At 37.2% G+C, this 13,985-nt stretch carries 16 protein-coding genes; 15 read left to right on the top strand and 1 reads right to left on the bottom strand.

Annotation, left to right across the window (positions count from 1 at the left end; all coding sequences use genetic code 11):
* Nucleotides 1-127: 127 nt before the first annotated feature.
* Entirely contained in the window at nucleotides 128-796 is a 669-nt protein-coding gene (locus P5G61_RS22135; RefSeq protein WP_024634187.1) for an SOS response-associated peptidase, read from the bottom strand.
* A 358-nt stretch (nucleotides 797-1,154) separates the two neighbouring features.
* Between P5G61_RS22135 and P5G61_RS22130 the strand changes: the two genes are divergently transcribed.
* The 15 genes from P5G61_RS22130 (at nucleotide 1,155) to P5G61_RS22065 (ending at nucleotide 13,957) form a co-directional block, all read left to right on the top strand.
* Nucleotides 1,155-2,480, top strand: coding sequence for a hypothetical protein (locus P5G61_RS22130; RefSeq protein WP_024634188.1), 1,326 nt, complete (start codon nucleotides 1,155-1,157; stop codon nucleotides 2,478-2,480).
* Between the two features lie 167 nt (nucleotides 2,481-2,647).
* Nucleotides 2,648-2,824: a hypothetical protein gene (locus tag P5G61_RS22125; RefSeq protein WP_161634272.1), complete on the top strand. Its 177-nt coding sequence runs from the start codon at nucleotides 2,648-2,650 to the stop codon at nucleotides 2,822-2,824.
* Nucleotides 2,825-3,048: 224 nt separating this feature from the next.
* Complete coding sequence (locus P5G61_RS22120) at nucleotides 3,049-3,642, top strand: helix-turn-helix domain-containing protein (protein WP_024634189.1); 594 nt, start codon at nucleotides 3,049-3,051, stop codon at nucleotides 3,640-3,642.
* A 371-nt stretch (nucleotides 3,643-4,013) separates the two neighbouring features.
* Nucleotides 4,014-4,427, top strand: a complete 414-nt coding sequence (locus tag P5G61_RS22115; RefSeq protein WP_024634190.1) for a hypothetical protein — start codon at nucleotides 4,014-4,016, stop codon at nucleotides 4,425-4,427.
* Between the two features lie 312 nt (nucleotides 4,428-4,739).
* Complete coding sequence (locus P5G61_RS22110) at nucleotides 4,740-5,114, top strand: hypothetical protein (RefSeq protein WP_024634191.1); 375 nt, start codon at nucleotides 4,740-4,742, stop codon at nucleotides 5,112-5,114.
* A 123-nt stretch (nucleotides 5,115-5,237) separates the two neighbouring features.
* The gene (locus tag P5G61_RS22105; RefSeq protein ID WP_024634192.1) at nucleotides 5,238-6,593 is read left to right on the top strand and encodes a hypothetical protein; all 1,356 of its coding nucleotides are present in this window, start codon (nucleotides 5,238-5,240) and stop codon (nucleotides 6,591-6,593) included.
* Between the two features lie 75 nt (nucleotides 6,594-6,668).
* Nucleotides 6,669-7,643, top strand: a complete 975-nt coding sequence (locus P5G61_RS22100) for a hypothetical protein (protein ID WP_024634193.1) — start codon at nucleotides 6,669-6,671, stop codon at nucleotides 7,641-7,643.
* Nucleotides 7,644-7,683: 40 nt separating this feature from the next.
* Nucleotides 7,684-8,370 carry a hypothetical protein gene (locus P5G61_RS22095; protein ID WP_301248460.1) on the top strand — a complete coding sequence of 229 codons (687 nt, stop codon included), beginning with the start codon at nucleotides 7,684-7,686 and terminating at the stop codon, nucleotides 8,368-8,370.
* A 220-nt stretch (nucleotides 8,371-8,590) separates the two neighbouring features.
* Nucleotides 8,591-9,589 carry a hypothetical protein gene (locus tag P5G61_RS22090; protein WP_301248459.1) on the top strand — a complete coding sequence of 333 codons (999 nt, stop codon included), beginning with the start codon at nucleotides 8,591-8,593 and terminating at the stop codon, nucleotides 9,587-9,589.
* A 64-nt stretch (nucleotides 9,590-9,653) separates the two neighbouring features.
* Nucleotides 9,654-10,919: a P-loop NTPase fold protein gene (locus tag P5G61_RS22085; RefSeq protein WP_024630933.1), complete on the top strand. Its 1,266-nt coding sequence runs from the start codon at nucleotides 9,654-9,656 to the stop codon at nucleotides 10,917-10,919.
* Nucleotides 10,920-11,053: 134 nt separating this feature from the next.
* Nucleotides 11,054-11,335: a hypothetical protein gene (locus P5G61_RS22080; RefSeq protein ID WP_024630932.1), complete on the top strand. Its 282-nt coding sequence runs from the start codon at nucleotides 11,054-11,056 to the stop codon at nucleotides 11,333-11,335.
* Nucleotides 11,336-11,819: 484 nt separating this feature from the next.
* Nucleotides 11,820-12,311 (top strand): helix-turn-helix domain-containing protein, encoded by a 492-nt coding sequence (locus P5G61_RS22075; RefSeq protein WP_052016625.1) that lies wholly within the window; start codon nucleotides 11,820-11,822, stop codon nucleotides 12,309-12,311.
* Nucleotides 12,312-12,593: 282 nt separating this feature from the next.
* Nucleotides 12,594-13,295: a hypothetical protein gene (locus P5G61_RS22070; protein ID WP_024630930.1), complete on the top strand. Its 702-nt coding sequence runs from the start codon at nucleotides 12,594-12,596 to the stop codon at nucleotides 13,293-13,295.
* A complete protein-coding gene (locus P5G61_RS31955) occupies nucleotides 13,285-13,863 on the top strand; it encodes an accessory gene regulator B family protein (RefSeq protein ID WP_024630929.1) in 579 nt (192 codons plus the stop codon). Before P5G61_RS22070 ends, P5G61_RS31955 begins: the two co-directional genes overlap by 11 nt.
* A complete protein-coding gene (locus P5G61_RS22065) occupies nucleotides 13,835-13,957 on the top strand; it encodes a hypothetical protein (RefSeq protein WP_268870895.1) in 123 nt (40 codons plus the stop codon). The genes P5G61_RS31955 and P5G61_RS22065 overlap by 29 nt, the downstream gene beginning before the upstream one ends.
* The last annotated feature ends 28 nt before the right edge of the window (nucleotides 13,958-13,985 follow it).

The raw sequence follows: 13,985 nt of genomic DNA, 5'->3' as shown, positions 1-13,985 counted from the left end.
AGCCTCCGACTTATGTAATCAAACAAGATTAGTCTATCAGAGACATGATATTACTTCCATATATTTCTTTTTAAATCAAGCGAAAGAGTGGTGCAGCCACTGGGCACCATTATTCCTTTGAAAATTACTATACTTGCTTCAATAAATCCTTATTGTTATTCCGGACATTGCCGACCTCTTTGGGCACCTCATAAGCACGCATTTTTGAGGCTTGATATGGTTTGAGAAGACCAAGTAATGATTGAATATTGTCATTTTCTCTTCCAAGCCAATCTGCCTCATCTTCGCACCGCAAGATCACCGGCATACGATTATGGATCTTTTCCATTAAACTGTTCGGTTCGGTTGTAATAATTGTACATGTGCTTAGCTTGTTGCCGTCCGAATCTGTCCATGTATCGTACAAACCAGCTAGAGAGAAGATACTCTCATCCTTCATAAGGATTCGCATTGGCTGTTTAGCAGCTCCTTCTTTCTTCCACTCATAGAATCCATTCGTTGGGATAATGCATCGCTTGGAACTTATCAGCCGTTTAAAGGCGGGCTTCTCCGACAACGTCTCTGCTCTGGCATTAATCATCTTATTCCCGATCTTATCGTCTTTGGCCCAAGATGGTACAAGTCCCCATCGGAGGGCCCCTAATCGGTTACCATGCTTGCTTTCGATAACTGTAGGGATGAATTGCATGGGAGCGGCATTGTAATTCGGCTTATACTCAAATCCGTCCGTTATGGAGGCAGTATACCGGTCTAAAATTGCATTTAAAGGGTCAGTAATCGTAAATCTGCCACACATTGAAAACACCTCCTGCAGTGTATTGTTTTTATAAATATAATCACACGGTAGATGGATTAAACATGGTTGTAGGGCATGTACATTCATCATGAATCCATCGTCTTATCGATATACTTGACCTCGCGATTTAAATGGTTTCCCTATCGATTAAAATAAGCATTTTTGGACCAGAGGTAAAGTTTATATATTTAAAACGTCTAAGTAGCCTGTTGGTAATGTACTTGGAGAGGCTAGCTGGATTTAGCCACTGGTTGTAAAATTGAGCATAACCTATAACCGAGTAGTAGGATCGTATAATAAAGGAACGACCGTTCTATCTGTCGAATTATGATGAAAGGAACAATGGAGGTAATAGAGTATGTCTAATACATTAGATTTAACCGAGTGTGTAATATGTTCATCATGCGCAGCAGATATCTTTGAATTCTTTGAGAAAATGGGGCATCCCATTGCTCCATATGAGCGTTTTGTCAAAGATCATATTGTACCTGAAGATCCAGAAGAAGAAACTGAGGCAGTACACTGTGATGTATGTAATGAAGTGTTAGAAAGCGGAAAAGAGTACCATACAGTTAACGTTCCTCACAGTATGGTAATTTCTATCGCTGATTATCTTTCGGAAGATATCGGTGGCTGTGAACGTTGTCATGGGAACGAACGTAGGGGCTTTGAATACGCCTTCAACAAAGGTGAGCCTGAAGATTCGCACATTGATTTAGGAGGAAGTGCACATACTGCGGGTAGTTTCATAGATTGGCATGGTGTGCCTGAAGTACTGATCCCTGTGTTTGTTCAATTAATACGATGTAATTGTGGTTATGGTCGAGAACACGAAGATGGGAACAATCCAGGTGGTGGAATCTTTAAAGAGGAAGACGATATTTACACCTATAGCGAAGTAGACTACACTTTTGGATTCGGGGAGTTTGAAACGAAAGAATTCTTGGAATTTGCTGAGAGATATGGTGAAAAGATTAGTGATGAAGACCTTTATTCTTTCAAAGAAATCCTCAGAACAAAGCCATTGCTTGCTTATAAAGATGCTACTGGTGTAGCGATCTACAATGTACTTAAATCCCACTTTGATAACGAAAACCATGCTGTCCTGCAATCTAATGAAGTAAAGTTGTACCGGGGAAGAACTCGTCCAAGAGATTCAGGGAAGCAGTTCGAAGTTGAAGACATGTGGGCAGCCCCCCTAGGAAAGACTTCTCATGGGCGTTACAATTTCATTGGGGTATCTGTGCTTTACGTTACGGATCAAGAAAGGGCAATTCCCCTTGAGCTGAATCCAACGCATGACCAACTCATTGATGTTGTTACATTCGACATTTGTAAGAAGAGACTTAAATTATTTGATTTAGGTTCCTTCGATCCTACTTTCCAAGGTTTTTTTAATGAGGTTAATGAGGAAAATAACACCGTGAAATCAGCCTATCTACTCCCAAATTATATCGGCGCATGTTGTAGCGATATTGGTTACGATGGAATAAAGTATTTAGGTGTCCATCAGTCTGAAGAAGGCGTGGAATACGTCAATTATGCTTTGTTTGATATAAAGCGCGGGTTGGATTTGGTAGCTGAAAAAGAAGTGAAAACGTATAAACCCAAAATATCGATTGCATTGGAACTGCAAGAGATTAAAAAGCCGGCAGAGCCACTATCTCCAGAGTCCGTATTCTAATTAAATATCTAAAAGTAAATAGATAGAATTTTCAGCCGATGTGTTTGTAATAAGCACATCGGTTTTTTGCTTAGTCTATCCGTAGTATATGTAGGCAAAGTTGTCATTTCTTCATCGCATGTTAGGATATGTGGGAATCGACTCAGTACATAATTGGAGGATCTGGAATGGGTAATGTACACAGAAACAACATTAGTGATAAGTTCAATCAGTATCGGGTGTTTCATACTGCTACCGGCGAGGAAGCAGATGGTAATGTTCTCGTAATGAACCCTCTAGAAGATCAAGCTGCATTAGCCGCACTCTTCACATATGCGAGAGTAACCCCTGACGCCAGAGTTTGATCTGAAATATGGGATTGGATAACAAACAGGGTACCTCAGTCCAGGCAAGATTTACATGCAGTGCATTCCGGAGATGAAGCCAGGATAATTCAGCATTTAGAAAAAGAAATACTAGAGATGAAAGATAAGCTGGAGGCAATGGAGCTTGCAATTGGATGGTATGAAAAAGGTCGTAAAGAGTTAGCTCGAGCAGCATATGTGACTGGAGCCTAAGGGGGAAGAGTATGGAACTCAATAATAGAACAGCGTTTCCTTTAGGAAAAGGGATATCAAAGCCGCGCTTCCGGAAGGCCACTAAGAACACGATCAAGAATCGGATTTTGATGGCCAGCTTGTTTAGTCAGAACATCAAATTATCAGATTTAGCGAGAAGCATTGGAGTTTCGAAAAGAACAGTACACAATTGGATCTACATCGGGGAGCCGAACAGTTCTAATCAAGAAAAAATTGCAAATGTGCTGGGGATTCCTGCTCAAATCCTATTCTTTGAACATGTGGGTGTAGAAGGAGTTCAGATCCCTTTTCAAACAAAGGTGCACCAGGGTGTTTTAGGTGAACGAATTGTCAATCCTTTGTTATTAGGTATGATGTTTGTTCATGAGATTAACCATCCGGACCTTGCTGAATATCTGGGCCACAACCGGAGCTTATTTCGCCCCCATATCCACGAAGGTAGAATTCCCCCGCAGGATATCCAGGACAAGGTTTGTACATTCTTTAGACTGCCTCCCCATATCCTATATAACGAAGCCTTATTCCGCGATATTCAATTTACGGCCAAGGAATTTCGCCCATCCAGGAGGCGTCTTCTTCAATAACGCGATGAGTAAGACTCATTGACTATTTACTTAATATTCATGTAAGATAAAGTCATTCATCAAGTATTAAACTTCATTATTCATCTGTTAGAATATGTACCTATTCAGCTTTAATTGTTTTAGGAAGATATTTTACCGACAGATTTATGGACATGACTTTTTTTCATGGATTAATGAGGTAGGCGTGTATACACAAGTTTCGTGTAAAGACGCAAGGATCTAAACTCATATTTATGGGTTTTGATTCAAAAAGTAGCCTGCTAATTCTAAAAAAACAAATAATCACTGGTTTACATACGAATAGCGAATTCCTTTTAATAGTGGAATTCGCTTTTTTTCATTAAACCAGATAAAGAGGGGAGATGAATAATATGAAGATAGGAGATAATGTCGAAGTAAATGGAATCAGTCGTTCCAAAACGTCATATCTAAGCTGCCGAGGCAGCGTTGTTGATGTTTCTATAGGGTGTTCTTATCCAGTTCATGTGCGTTTTTTCGACCACTCTATAGATGCATTCGAAATGAAGGATGTTGATTTTGTGTTCAACATTCCCAAAAGGTCGATGAATCCCATGCGAATGAAGATTCTTCAATGCATCGAAAAAGAGGGGACTATGTTTTTAACCCCCAATAACCTTTCTATATTATCTGGAGCCAAATTAAGCGTAGTTCAAAGTGCCATACGAAAATTTGAAGAATACGATCTAACTAGATCCATCGCTGAGGGATTGCTGGAGCTTACGGATAAAGGGGCCTCGTATCTCAAACAGCACACTAAAACCTGATGGAAGATAATGTGTAAGATAACTTATCCACCGAGCAACCCAAATTAATGAAGCTGATATCTAATATAGTAGTGCAGTACAGCTGATCACAAGTCTGTACTTTTACTATAAAACATTGAAATGGTTCTTGGCTCCGCAATTAAAGAGAGTACTAATAACATTAGTACAGAATTAGAAACAAATCATGACATATCGGATTTTGATTAATAATTTATAGTAACTAAAGCAATTTCCATAAACTTAACGAATTTCTCTTATCTTGAGGAATTCGTTTTTTTTTATTTCAACAAACGGATAAGGGAGAGGTTGTACATGACAAAAGGAAGAGTTATCTCACGGAAAGGTTTTACAAAAGAGGAGTTTAAGCGAATCAAAGAATTGGCGGCAAAGGAGATTCCTTTTCCGGTCAACATGAGGCAGCATCCGCAACGTTATGCTTTGGGAGGCTTTCAGATTTCTCCAAGAGCACAGCGTAAGAACTTCGATGAGAGAGGGCTTACGAAATGGTCCCGGGAAGAGTTTAAGCACGTTTTAGACTTCCTGATCAGCCGTGACATTGTGTTGTCCGGACGAACTTTAACGACAATCGAAGAAATCCAGCATACGGACTGTACACTGTTTGATATGCAATATCACATTTATAGCGGTTATTTTTCATTCATGACGCAAGCTGTTCGTGAAAAGTAAAAAGCGGTTGCTGCAGGTGTTGTTATCCAGCACAAACGTAATAATCATCAAATTTCTCATGATAAGAGATTATTTGTCTTAATACAATATCCCCAATCCCATATATAAAGGAGAAATAACAATATGAACTCAAAGATTGATATTCTTAACGTTTCCCTGGAACAACTACAAAGTGCTTATGACGAACGCTTGGCTCTTGTGGCCAGCTATTTAGAGATTGGTGTAAAGCGAATCATAGAATCAATTAACAAGCTGCTAGGAACGAATTGGGAGCTTGAGGGTTTGTACGAGGAAATCTACGATAGCACGATTGTTTGTGGTGTATACGATCCCCTCTATAAACGATCGCATGCCATTGTTCATTTTGGATTTACTGAACATCCAATGAACTCTGAGGATGGTTTCTATTTCGATGTAAGCTTGGATGCGACAAGTTCAGCATTGATTGACTTAGGCTTTCCTATGGAGACAGTGACCGTTGAAGAAGCTAAGGTGCGGATCGAGGTGTTTACTAAGAAAGAAATGATTATGCCCCGCATCCAATCTTCAAGCCCAATAAAGAAGAAGTTCTTGATGGGAGAGAAAGCAGCCCTTGAAGTGTTTAAAAGAGATAGTAAAATTCAGTTTATAGATAACGTGGATTTGAACGAGATTTCGTATGAGGCGTTGCTAAGTTGTTTTACAACTTTGCCTACCTTTGATTGTATTGAACCTTTTCTTTTAGAAGGTGATCCCACTAAATTAAATGAATGGTATCACGCGGTAAAAGAACAAGCAGACAAGTTTCCCTCTAATAACGTAACCTTTATAACACATCCAACCATTATTATAAATCCAGACAGCATCTCAATGCTCTTAGAGTATGACGCTGGAACTATTGAGCTTTACCCTAAAGCGCTAGGAAATAGTGCCTTAATGAGATTCATTCTGCCAATGGATGGCGAGGAACGTGTGGCGAAAGCTGTGCTTTACGCACTCCAGGAACGTGGATGCGGAGGAACTGTGATAGATCGAGGGCTAAGAGAGGTACCAATCCAGAAATTTATACTTGGACCTACCACTTACCCGATTTATAACGTCGAAATTTTTAACGGTTTCGGTTACGCAATAAATCATAGCGATCCTAATGAGCTAGCAGCTCATTGTTTTCCTAATAGTGAAATCCGAAGTCAATGTGTACGGGAACTACAGGATGTGGGAAACTATATTTTAGCCAATATTGAAGAGATGTACGACAAACAAGATTTTGAAGATGCAGTTACCATGGCAAGAATCTATGAATGTTCAGGTTCTGGAAAGAAATCTCTCATAGGTAATGTATGGTATCCCATGAAAGGGAAGGGGTTTAAACCGAAACAAGAACTCGTCGTGGCTGTGGCCTCAGATTCGTCGCTATACACAGCGATTGAAAATGGGGAAGCAGACTTTTTCAAGGGAAAAACCATATATGGATTAACTCTGAATAGAGACCACCACTAAGGTGGTCTTATTCGTATTTAATTAATTAAACTACTTTGGCCGATAAACATTAAATGATGATATGGAGGAAAAATGATGTCGTTACTCGAAAGCGGTACTCTATTTTTGACACTGGGGATTTTCTTATACGGTATTTTATTTTTTAGTTTTTTTAGGGAGAAGAACAATCAAAAAATAAGCAAAGGGATATTATTCTTTCGTAATAATTTTGTTCGTGTCATTGCTGGACTCTCACTATTCACAATAATTGAGTTGACCACGAGGAATATTCATCATATCTTGTTTGCATTCTTAACGGTGGTGCTTCCAGTTGCCGTTCTTAATCTTGTGGCAGCATTGAAGATGGATAAACTAACCGAGGGAGAAGTAAACGATTATAGGGTAGGCTACCTTCAAAACAATTGGTCAGATAAATCCTACAAGTATCTGCAATCTAAAGATTGGGACAGTACCGTATTTAAGAAGGTTCAGGAATCTGGGGCTTTAAAGTTGAGCACAGATGAGGCGAATCCATCTGTGATCGTTAGCGTAAGTGCTAATCGAGCGCAGCACGAGCTTTCTCTATTCCACAGACTCAAGGGAAATTATAACGTTAAGTTGATCTGTATGGATGCAAACAATGCCAAAGATCAGATTGATGAAGTCGATCAAGACTCCCGTTTTATCTATCTAGATGGTGATCGAGATGCGTTTAATTTGCCGGCTATCCTAGATGAGATACAAATCGGACAGGTCGACATTATTTTAGATAAGAAAGGTGCTCTTTGGCACAACAGTAAAAAGGTAGATACCTTCTTTGAAATTGCATATAATAAGCTGTCTCCCGGTGGAGTGGTAATTATCGATGGAAGCCAGCAGAATAAGGTTTTGACAAAACTTAGCTTCTTATACTATCAACTCTTTAGAACGATTATTTACCCCACAGAACTTTCTACACTGAGCAAGATCGAAGGCGCAATTGGCTCAGGTAGTTTTGCTGTTCGACATTTTGAACGCATCGATGCAGGTGAGGGGATTTTTCGTACGGTGATTTTCAAGAAGAAGCATTAATGAGGTGTATATATTGAATCGTCTAATTGGAAAGTACTCCATGCTTACAAAATCTCTTATCGTGATCACTGCAAATATTATGCTTTTTGGGGTGCTAATCATTGTTTTGGGTTATCTCATCCAAAAAAGCACACTGGTTAACCAATTGCATGACCAACTACGGATTAACAGTCAAGAGTGGGCCTCAAAATTGGTGATTTCAGATGTACAAGAGGCCATGAAAGAGAAAAGCTTTAATGCCCACTTACAGAGCGAACTACGTTCATTCCTGGACCAAGTGGGTTATAACAATTCAAATATTGCTCAAGCCTATATATTCGGAGTAGAGCTGGAGAATGGTAGAGATACTTCAATCGCTGCAATGCCCACCAATCTGACGAAGACGTTTAATGAAATGGGGATGACAGTGGGATCCATGTATGAACAGCCTGTAGAGGTTGCTAATGGAATCCAGAAAATGTTAGACACAGGTAAGATTACATATACCAGTTTCTATAATGACATTTTTGGAACCTGGACGACGATTTTATATCCTCTGAAGGATGATAGGGGAGATACATTTGCCTATTTTGCAATTGATACGAACGCAAGTAGTATCCCAACATCGATTGGTAAGTACCTAATTACCTCACTGTACGTTTTCATTGCATTCATCATCCTATTCATCAGTACTCAGTACTTTACACTTAGAAGAATTCTCCCTGAAGAAGAATCTGAAAACAAATAATTTCACACTTAAAAGATCGGACTTTATTGTTCGATCTTTTTTTTTGCAGCTATTTCACCGATATAAATTGAATAAAGATTGGATTGAAAGAAATGTATGTTTTTAAAAGAGAGAATATGAGTTGGGCCAATTCTTCCATAAAAAGTACGTCAAATTATAATTTTTATCAAGAGAGGGATTTTCAAGCATCGTAGTTATCTAAAGAAGGAGAGAGATAATAATGTTTAGTTGGTTCAGAAAGAAAGCTAAAACCTCCATTAGTGGTAGTGATGTAGTAGATAATTATACTAGTAACACGAAAATTAGAGAGTCTTATTTAGAAGAAGAGATACAACCTGAAGTAAAGGTAATTAAGTACCCAGAATTAGAAAATAAAATATATTTTATGGAAAACAATATAGAACGTTCTTTTCCGGAACAATTTGAAGATGTAGACAGTGGGGAAATCATCTATTTTCATAAAGATAAGTATTTTCAGACTATAGAAGAAGAATTAGCTCGATCTGGTATTGGAGAAAAAATAGATAGAATTGAAATAGTATGTGGCCTTGATGGTTCAGGTGATTGTGGAGTCAAGGTTGTAGATAAAAAATTATTTATAACAATAAGAATTCAATCACTCATACTGGGAATTGGCCGAGAAGGGTACATTCAAGATTATGAAGAAGAACAGAATAGTAAGTTTCGTGAAGTTTTTGCTCATGAATTAGAACATGCCAAAGATGGTGTAAGTATATATTTGAAATATGGATATAAAGAATATGAATCAATAAGAGCGAATAATGTGACTAATTTAGCATGGCAAATACTTAGCGAATATTCAGCATGCAGAAAAATATCAGAGCGTTTTCATACATTTGATACACATGTGCAAATAAAAATAGAGGGTATAGCAATGAACATGGATAACTGTTTTAAGGGTCAAGAATGGGGGTACACTCCTATTCAATTACTTTATCTTCTTGACTATGCCATAGCGACTAGAAGTGCACATGCAGACGTATCTTCGGGTGAGTTAGTATATCTAGAAACCGATAAAGAAGATGAAAAAGCTTTTATTGCTGCAATGAGAAGCCTATTTATCAAGTACTATGATATTCAACCCCTGAATATGGCCCAGTATGAAGAACTAGGAAATGATTTGATTACGACATATCTAACAATAGTTCATGGTGTAGATCATAATTCCACTGAAGACTATATGCATTTTTTTCAGTAGTTGATCTATTATAGACTGAAGGGTATTTGGGGATTTAACTAACAGGAGTGGGAGGCTAAATTAATTGAGAGCAAATGAAATTGTAGAATACCTTCAGCAATTCATGGATTCGAACTATAAAAAAGTCCTGATTAATGGAGAATGGGGAATTGGGAAGACTAAATATATAAGTGACTTCATTAACGATTATTCTAATACTTGCTATGTATCTCTCTTTGGAAAAAAAGATGTGGATACAGTTATTCAAGAAATCTATTTTCAGATCTTAGATCGTGCTCCTAAAGGAAAATTTAAAAAGAGCTTTAGTTTGGTCAGGCAAAAAATGAATAGTCTCGACATCTCCATTTCCGGAGTATCATTGTCGGTACCAGTCATACAAAACATGCTGAAAGCTCTGAGTAAGGAGTTAACACAAAGAGAGACTTTCATCATTGTATTTGATGATCTGGAGCGGAGACACGATGCTCTAGATATTAAAGAGATTTTCGGATTAATTGATAGTCTTTCTAAAATTGAAAACATAAAGATAGTCATAGTAGCTGCTACGAACCATATTAGTAATGATCATAAAGGTGATTTTGATAATTTCAAGGAAAAAGCAATCGATAGAGAGTATACCATTGATGAATATGCTAAAGATGCACCTAAGGCAATATTGGGAGATGAGGTATGGAAAGTTGTTGAGAATATTTCTAGAAATCTTAAATTTAGAAATTTAAGGACTTTTGAGAAAATACGCAATTTTATAGATGAGGTAACTCAGATACTTGGAGAAGAACAGTTCACAGATAAATTTACGAGGGCTGATCTTTATCGTATGTGCTTTGCCATTGTATTCTTTAGAGTTGAGCACAAAGGGGAAATGGTGCTTTTAGATTCTAATCCCAAGAATGAACTTTTTAATACAATGTATAGTATAGATAACGGGGATATACTTTATCTATCTCACCATATCTTAAAGGATTCACTTGAAAATGATATGTGTAGAGGAGTTTTCCCTCATATAAAAAATTGGTTCGAGACAGGTTCTTATTCTAAAGAAGATATAACAAGCTTAATAACTAATATAAATAATCATCAAGAGGAACCACATAACTTCTATTCTTCAGAGTCACAGGTAGAGGTGATGATTGATAATACCCGTTCCTATATTCGTAACCTAAAGGGAAATGAAAAAATTACTGATATTATTGCAAATCTGACATCAGCACTCTCGTGGTGTGAGGTTTTATCAGTTAATTTTGGTATCAGCGAAAATGAAATAATTGAATTAATTCAACCAAATATTTTATTTGGTGTTAACGGTAATATATCAAGAGTGAAGACGTAAGGAAAATAATTTCAAAAATTAAGGATAGGTATAGATCTGAGTATATTAGAAAGACGGCTTCTAATGTAAACCTCCAATTTAACAGTTGTGAATACAATAATATTGAAAGTCTCAATGGCCTGCAAGATGCTGTTATGTCTAATACGGATGAATTGATCAAGATAGAAATCTCAGAATTCATAAAACAAAAGCAGTACTTCTTTCCTTTACCTACAGGTAAGATAACTGAAGAACATTGGAATTGGTGCAACCTTGTTTATGGATTAATAACTCGGATAGAGAGATACTGGAACATAGAAGACTTCTATAACCAGTTTAAATCTACTATTTATTCTTTGGCGGATAAAACTGGTGATAGAATGCTGATGCATCGATTAAATATACTTTTTGATGAAAATCGTAAAAACCGTTACTGATAGCTAATCAATCAGGTAAAGAACATACAAATATCATTTTGAAAGCGATACCTTCGGTATTATGAAGTAATTGGTATGAACACCCTAAAGACTTAGGGTGTTATTTTTAAAATTCAAACTAATGTTGGTTGTATTCTAAGCCTAGAAAACTCCTATTAAGTGAAGGTGAGAATGAAAGGTTTGAGATGGGGTACTCAAATCTTCTCATTATACCCCCGCCTAAAATCATTTAAAGAAGGAGTTTTTTAATATGGCAGTAAACTTTAATATCCGCTTAGTAACATTTATCCCTCATGCTGAAGTATCTTCTCCGGTACAGTATGCTGCACCAACCTATTAGTAAAAGAGATGGAGGCCAATTTAAGCATTAAGCTTTTTTTAAATTTGACAGTACAATGATGAATTCATAAAATGATATTGCTGCAAAATACATAAATGATTTAATTTAATTCAGTCTATAGATTGGAATGGGGGAGAGGTACGGGTGGCCACAAGTAATCATCAATCTGCAGGCGAGTTAATTGCTGCAGTAAGAAAGCAAAACGGTTTAACAATAACGAAAGCTGCTGAGTTGGCTGGTATATCATCATCAACGTTTTCACTCGCTGAAAAGAACAGCACCCAGCACCCAGCGACATACGATACGCTCTATAAGATTGGTACAGCATTAGAAATTGATCCAAATACATTGATTCAATTATCACCACATCTAGAAATTGAGAAGGCTCCAAAAGTCGCTTTAATTACGGGGGAATCGAACGAACCCAATGTCATTCTTGCCCGACGTGTTAAAGAGTTACGTAAGAGCAAAAACATGACCCAGCGTGACGTCCGTAAAATTATAAAAATGTCGGAGATACGCTTCAGTCATATTGAGCTAGGTAAGTATATGCCGGATGAAAGCAAGCTGAACCTTCTAGCTGAAGTGCTTGAAACATCCGTGGATTATCTAAAGGGTATTACTGATCAACCATAATGAATTATCTATTGGACTCGTATTTTTTTCATCGAGTCTTTTTTTGTTCTGGTTTAAACATTTATCAATGAGATAACTGGGCTGCTAATTACAAAGATCCAATTAATTTATGTATGAAAAAAAGGACTCTTTGTGATCATTCAGAACCTAGTTGTAAATAATGAAATACATTTTTTGTCGAAATTGCTGTTAAAATCTTCCCAGTCTAGTATAATAGTTATGCGTATATAGAACTATGATTGTTGAAAAGTGTACACGTTCAGAGGGCGAGGAAGAATAATAATGACTTACGGTTTACAAGTGGCCATCTCTCTTGTGTTGTCTACGCTAGAGATTACAACTATTTTTATTCTGACGTTTGTACTCTTTCGTTTCAATATTAAGCGTTATTTCATGTCTATGCTTTTAATTGGTGCGGTACTCTCATATTGCTCATATGAGATTAGAGAAGGATTTCAACTTCCTCTATTGTTTGATACGGGATTCCAAGTGTTAGCCATCTTTCTGACGTTTCGGTTTATTTTCCGAGTGGGTTATTTCTACTCATTTGCCATGACCATAAAAGGTGTAGCATTATATATGGTCATTAATTATTTAGCTAGTAAGTTAATTCTTTTTTCGATTGAAGATGCTACTTCAGCCCTTCATATTAGCTCATACATATTACAAGTCTCATCCGTATTATGTGGTTTACTTGTTTCATTTCTAATGAGAAGATTTAATATTGGTTTTTCATATGTTCCCTTTTCATATAAAGAAAGAGTGATTTACAAAGGTGTAAATAAGCAAATTTTGTTTACAGGAATGTTGGCGATCTTAGCATTTCTCGCTTCTCTCATTAGTATATATTTTCACTTAGATACAATGTTATTAGTCTCGATGGTTGTCATGTTGCTGTTATTTATTGTCATGATGAGATTGTCCTACGTGAAAGAATATAATGAAAGTCATGAGGGAGTAGACGTAAATATCTATGAGGATTGAAGTAATTGCTGATCGTATTGCATCCTGGGTCGTTCTTTATAATGACAAAGAAAAAGTATTTGGCCGTCATGTGACAAAAGATAATTTGATGTATTCATTAATCAATTCCATGAACAATATGAGTATTATTGTGCTTATCGTTTTGTTAGGTGTGCTTCTGAACGATCTGAAGTTGCTTATTCAAACAATGTGTTTGTTTGGGATTTTCAGATTTTTTACTGGTGGTCTGCATTTGACCACTCCACTCCAATGTATTGTGGTTTCCACATTCATCATTTTAGTAGCAGGATATCTTCCTTTGCCTGGAATACTTCCAATCTTAATGTGTATCATAACGTTAGGGCTCACTTTACGGTTTGCTCCAGCATCCGCTAGTAAGCATTCCATTCAATTGACCGCGAAGAGAGCTATTGTCTTCAAAATTATAGCTTCTCTGATTGTCATAACTACTTCGCTTTTTCAAAATGATCATCTTATTACAGTCATGTTTCTCCAAAGCTTGACTTTAATCCATTATAAAACTGAAGGGAGGTGTAGGCGTGTTGAAAGCAAAGCGATTCATCGCTAGATACGCTGCAGTAACGATTATGATGGGGACTGTGTTTTTTGTAGCTACCTATAAATTCTTTCTGTTTGAACCACCAGCTCCGGATAAAAAATAGCTTCATTTAAGAGAGGAGGATAGCGTTG

It is taken from the genome of Paenibacillus vandeheii, assembly GCF_030433635.1.
GTDB lineage: Bacteria > Bacillota > Bacilli > Paenibacillales > Paenibacillaceae > Paenibacillus > Paenibacillus vandeheii.
Note: the sequence above shows the minus strand (reverse complement) of the source record. Positions and strands in the feature narration are given on the sequence as shown.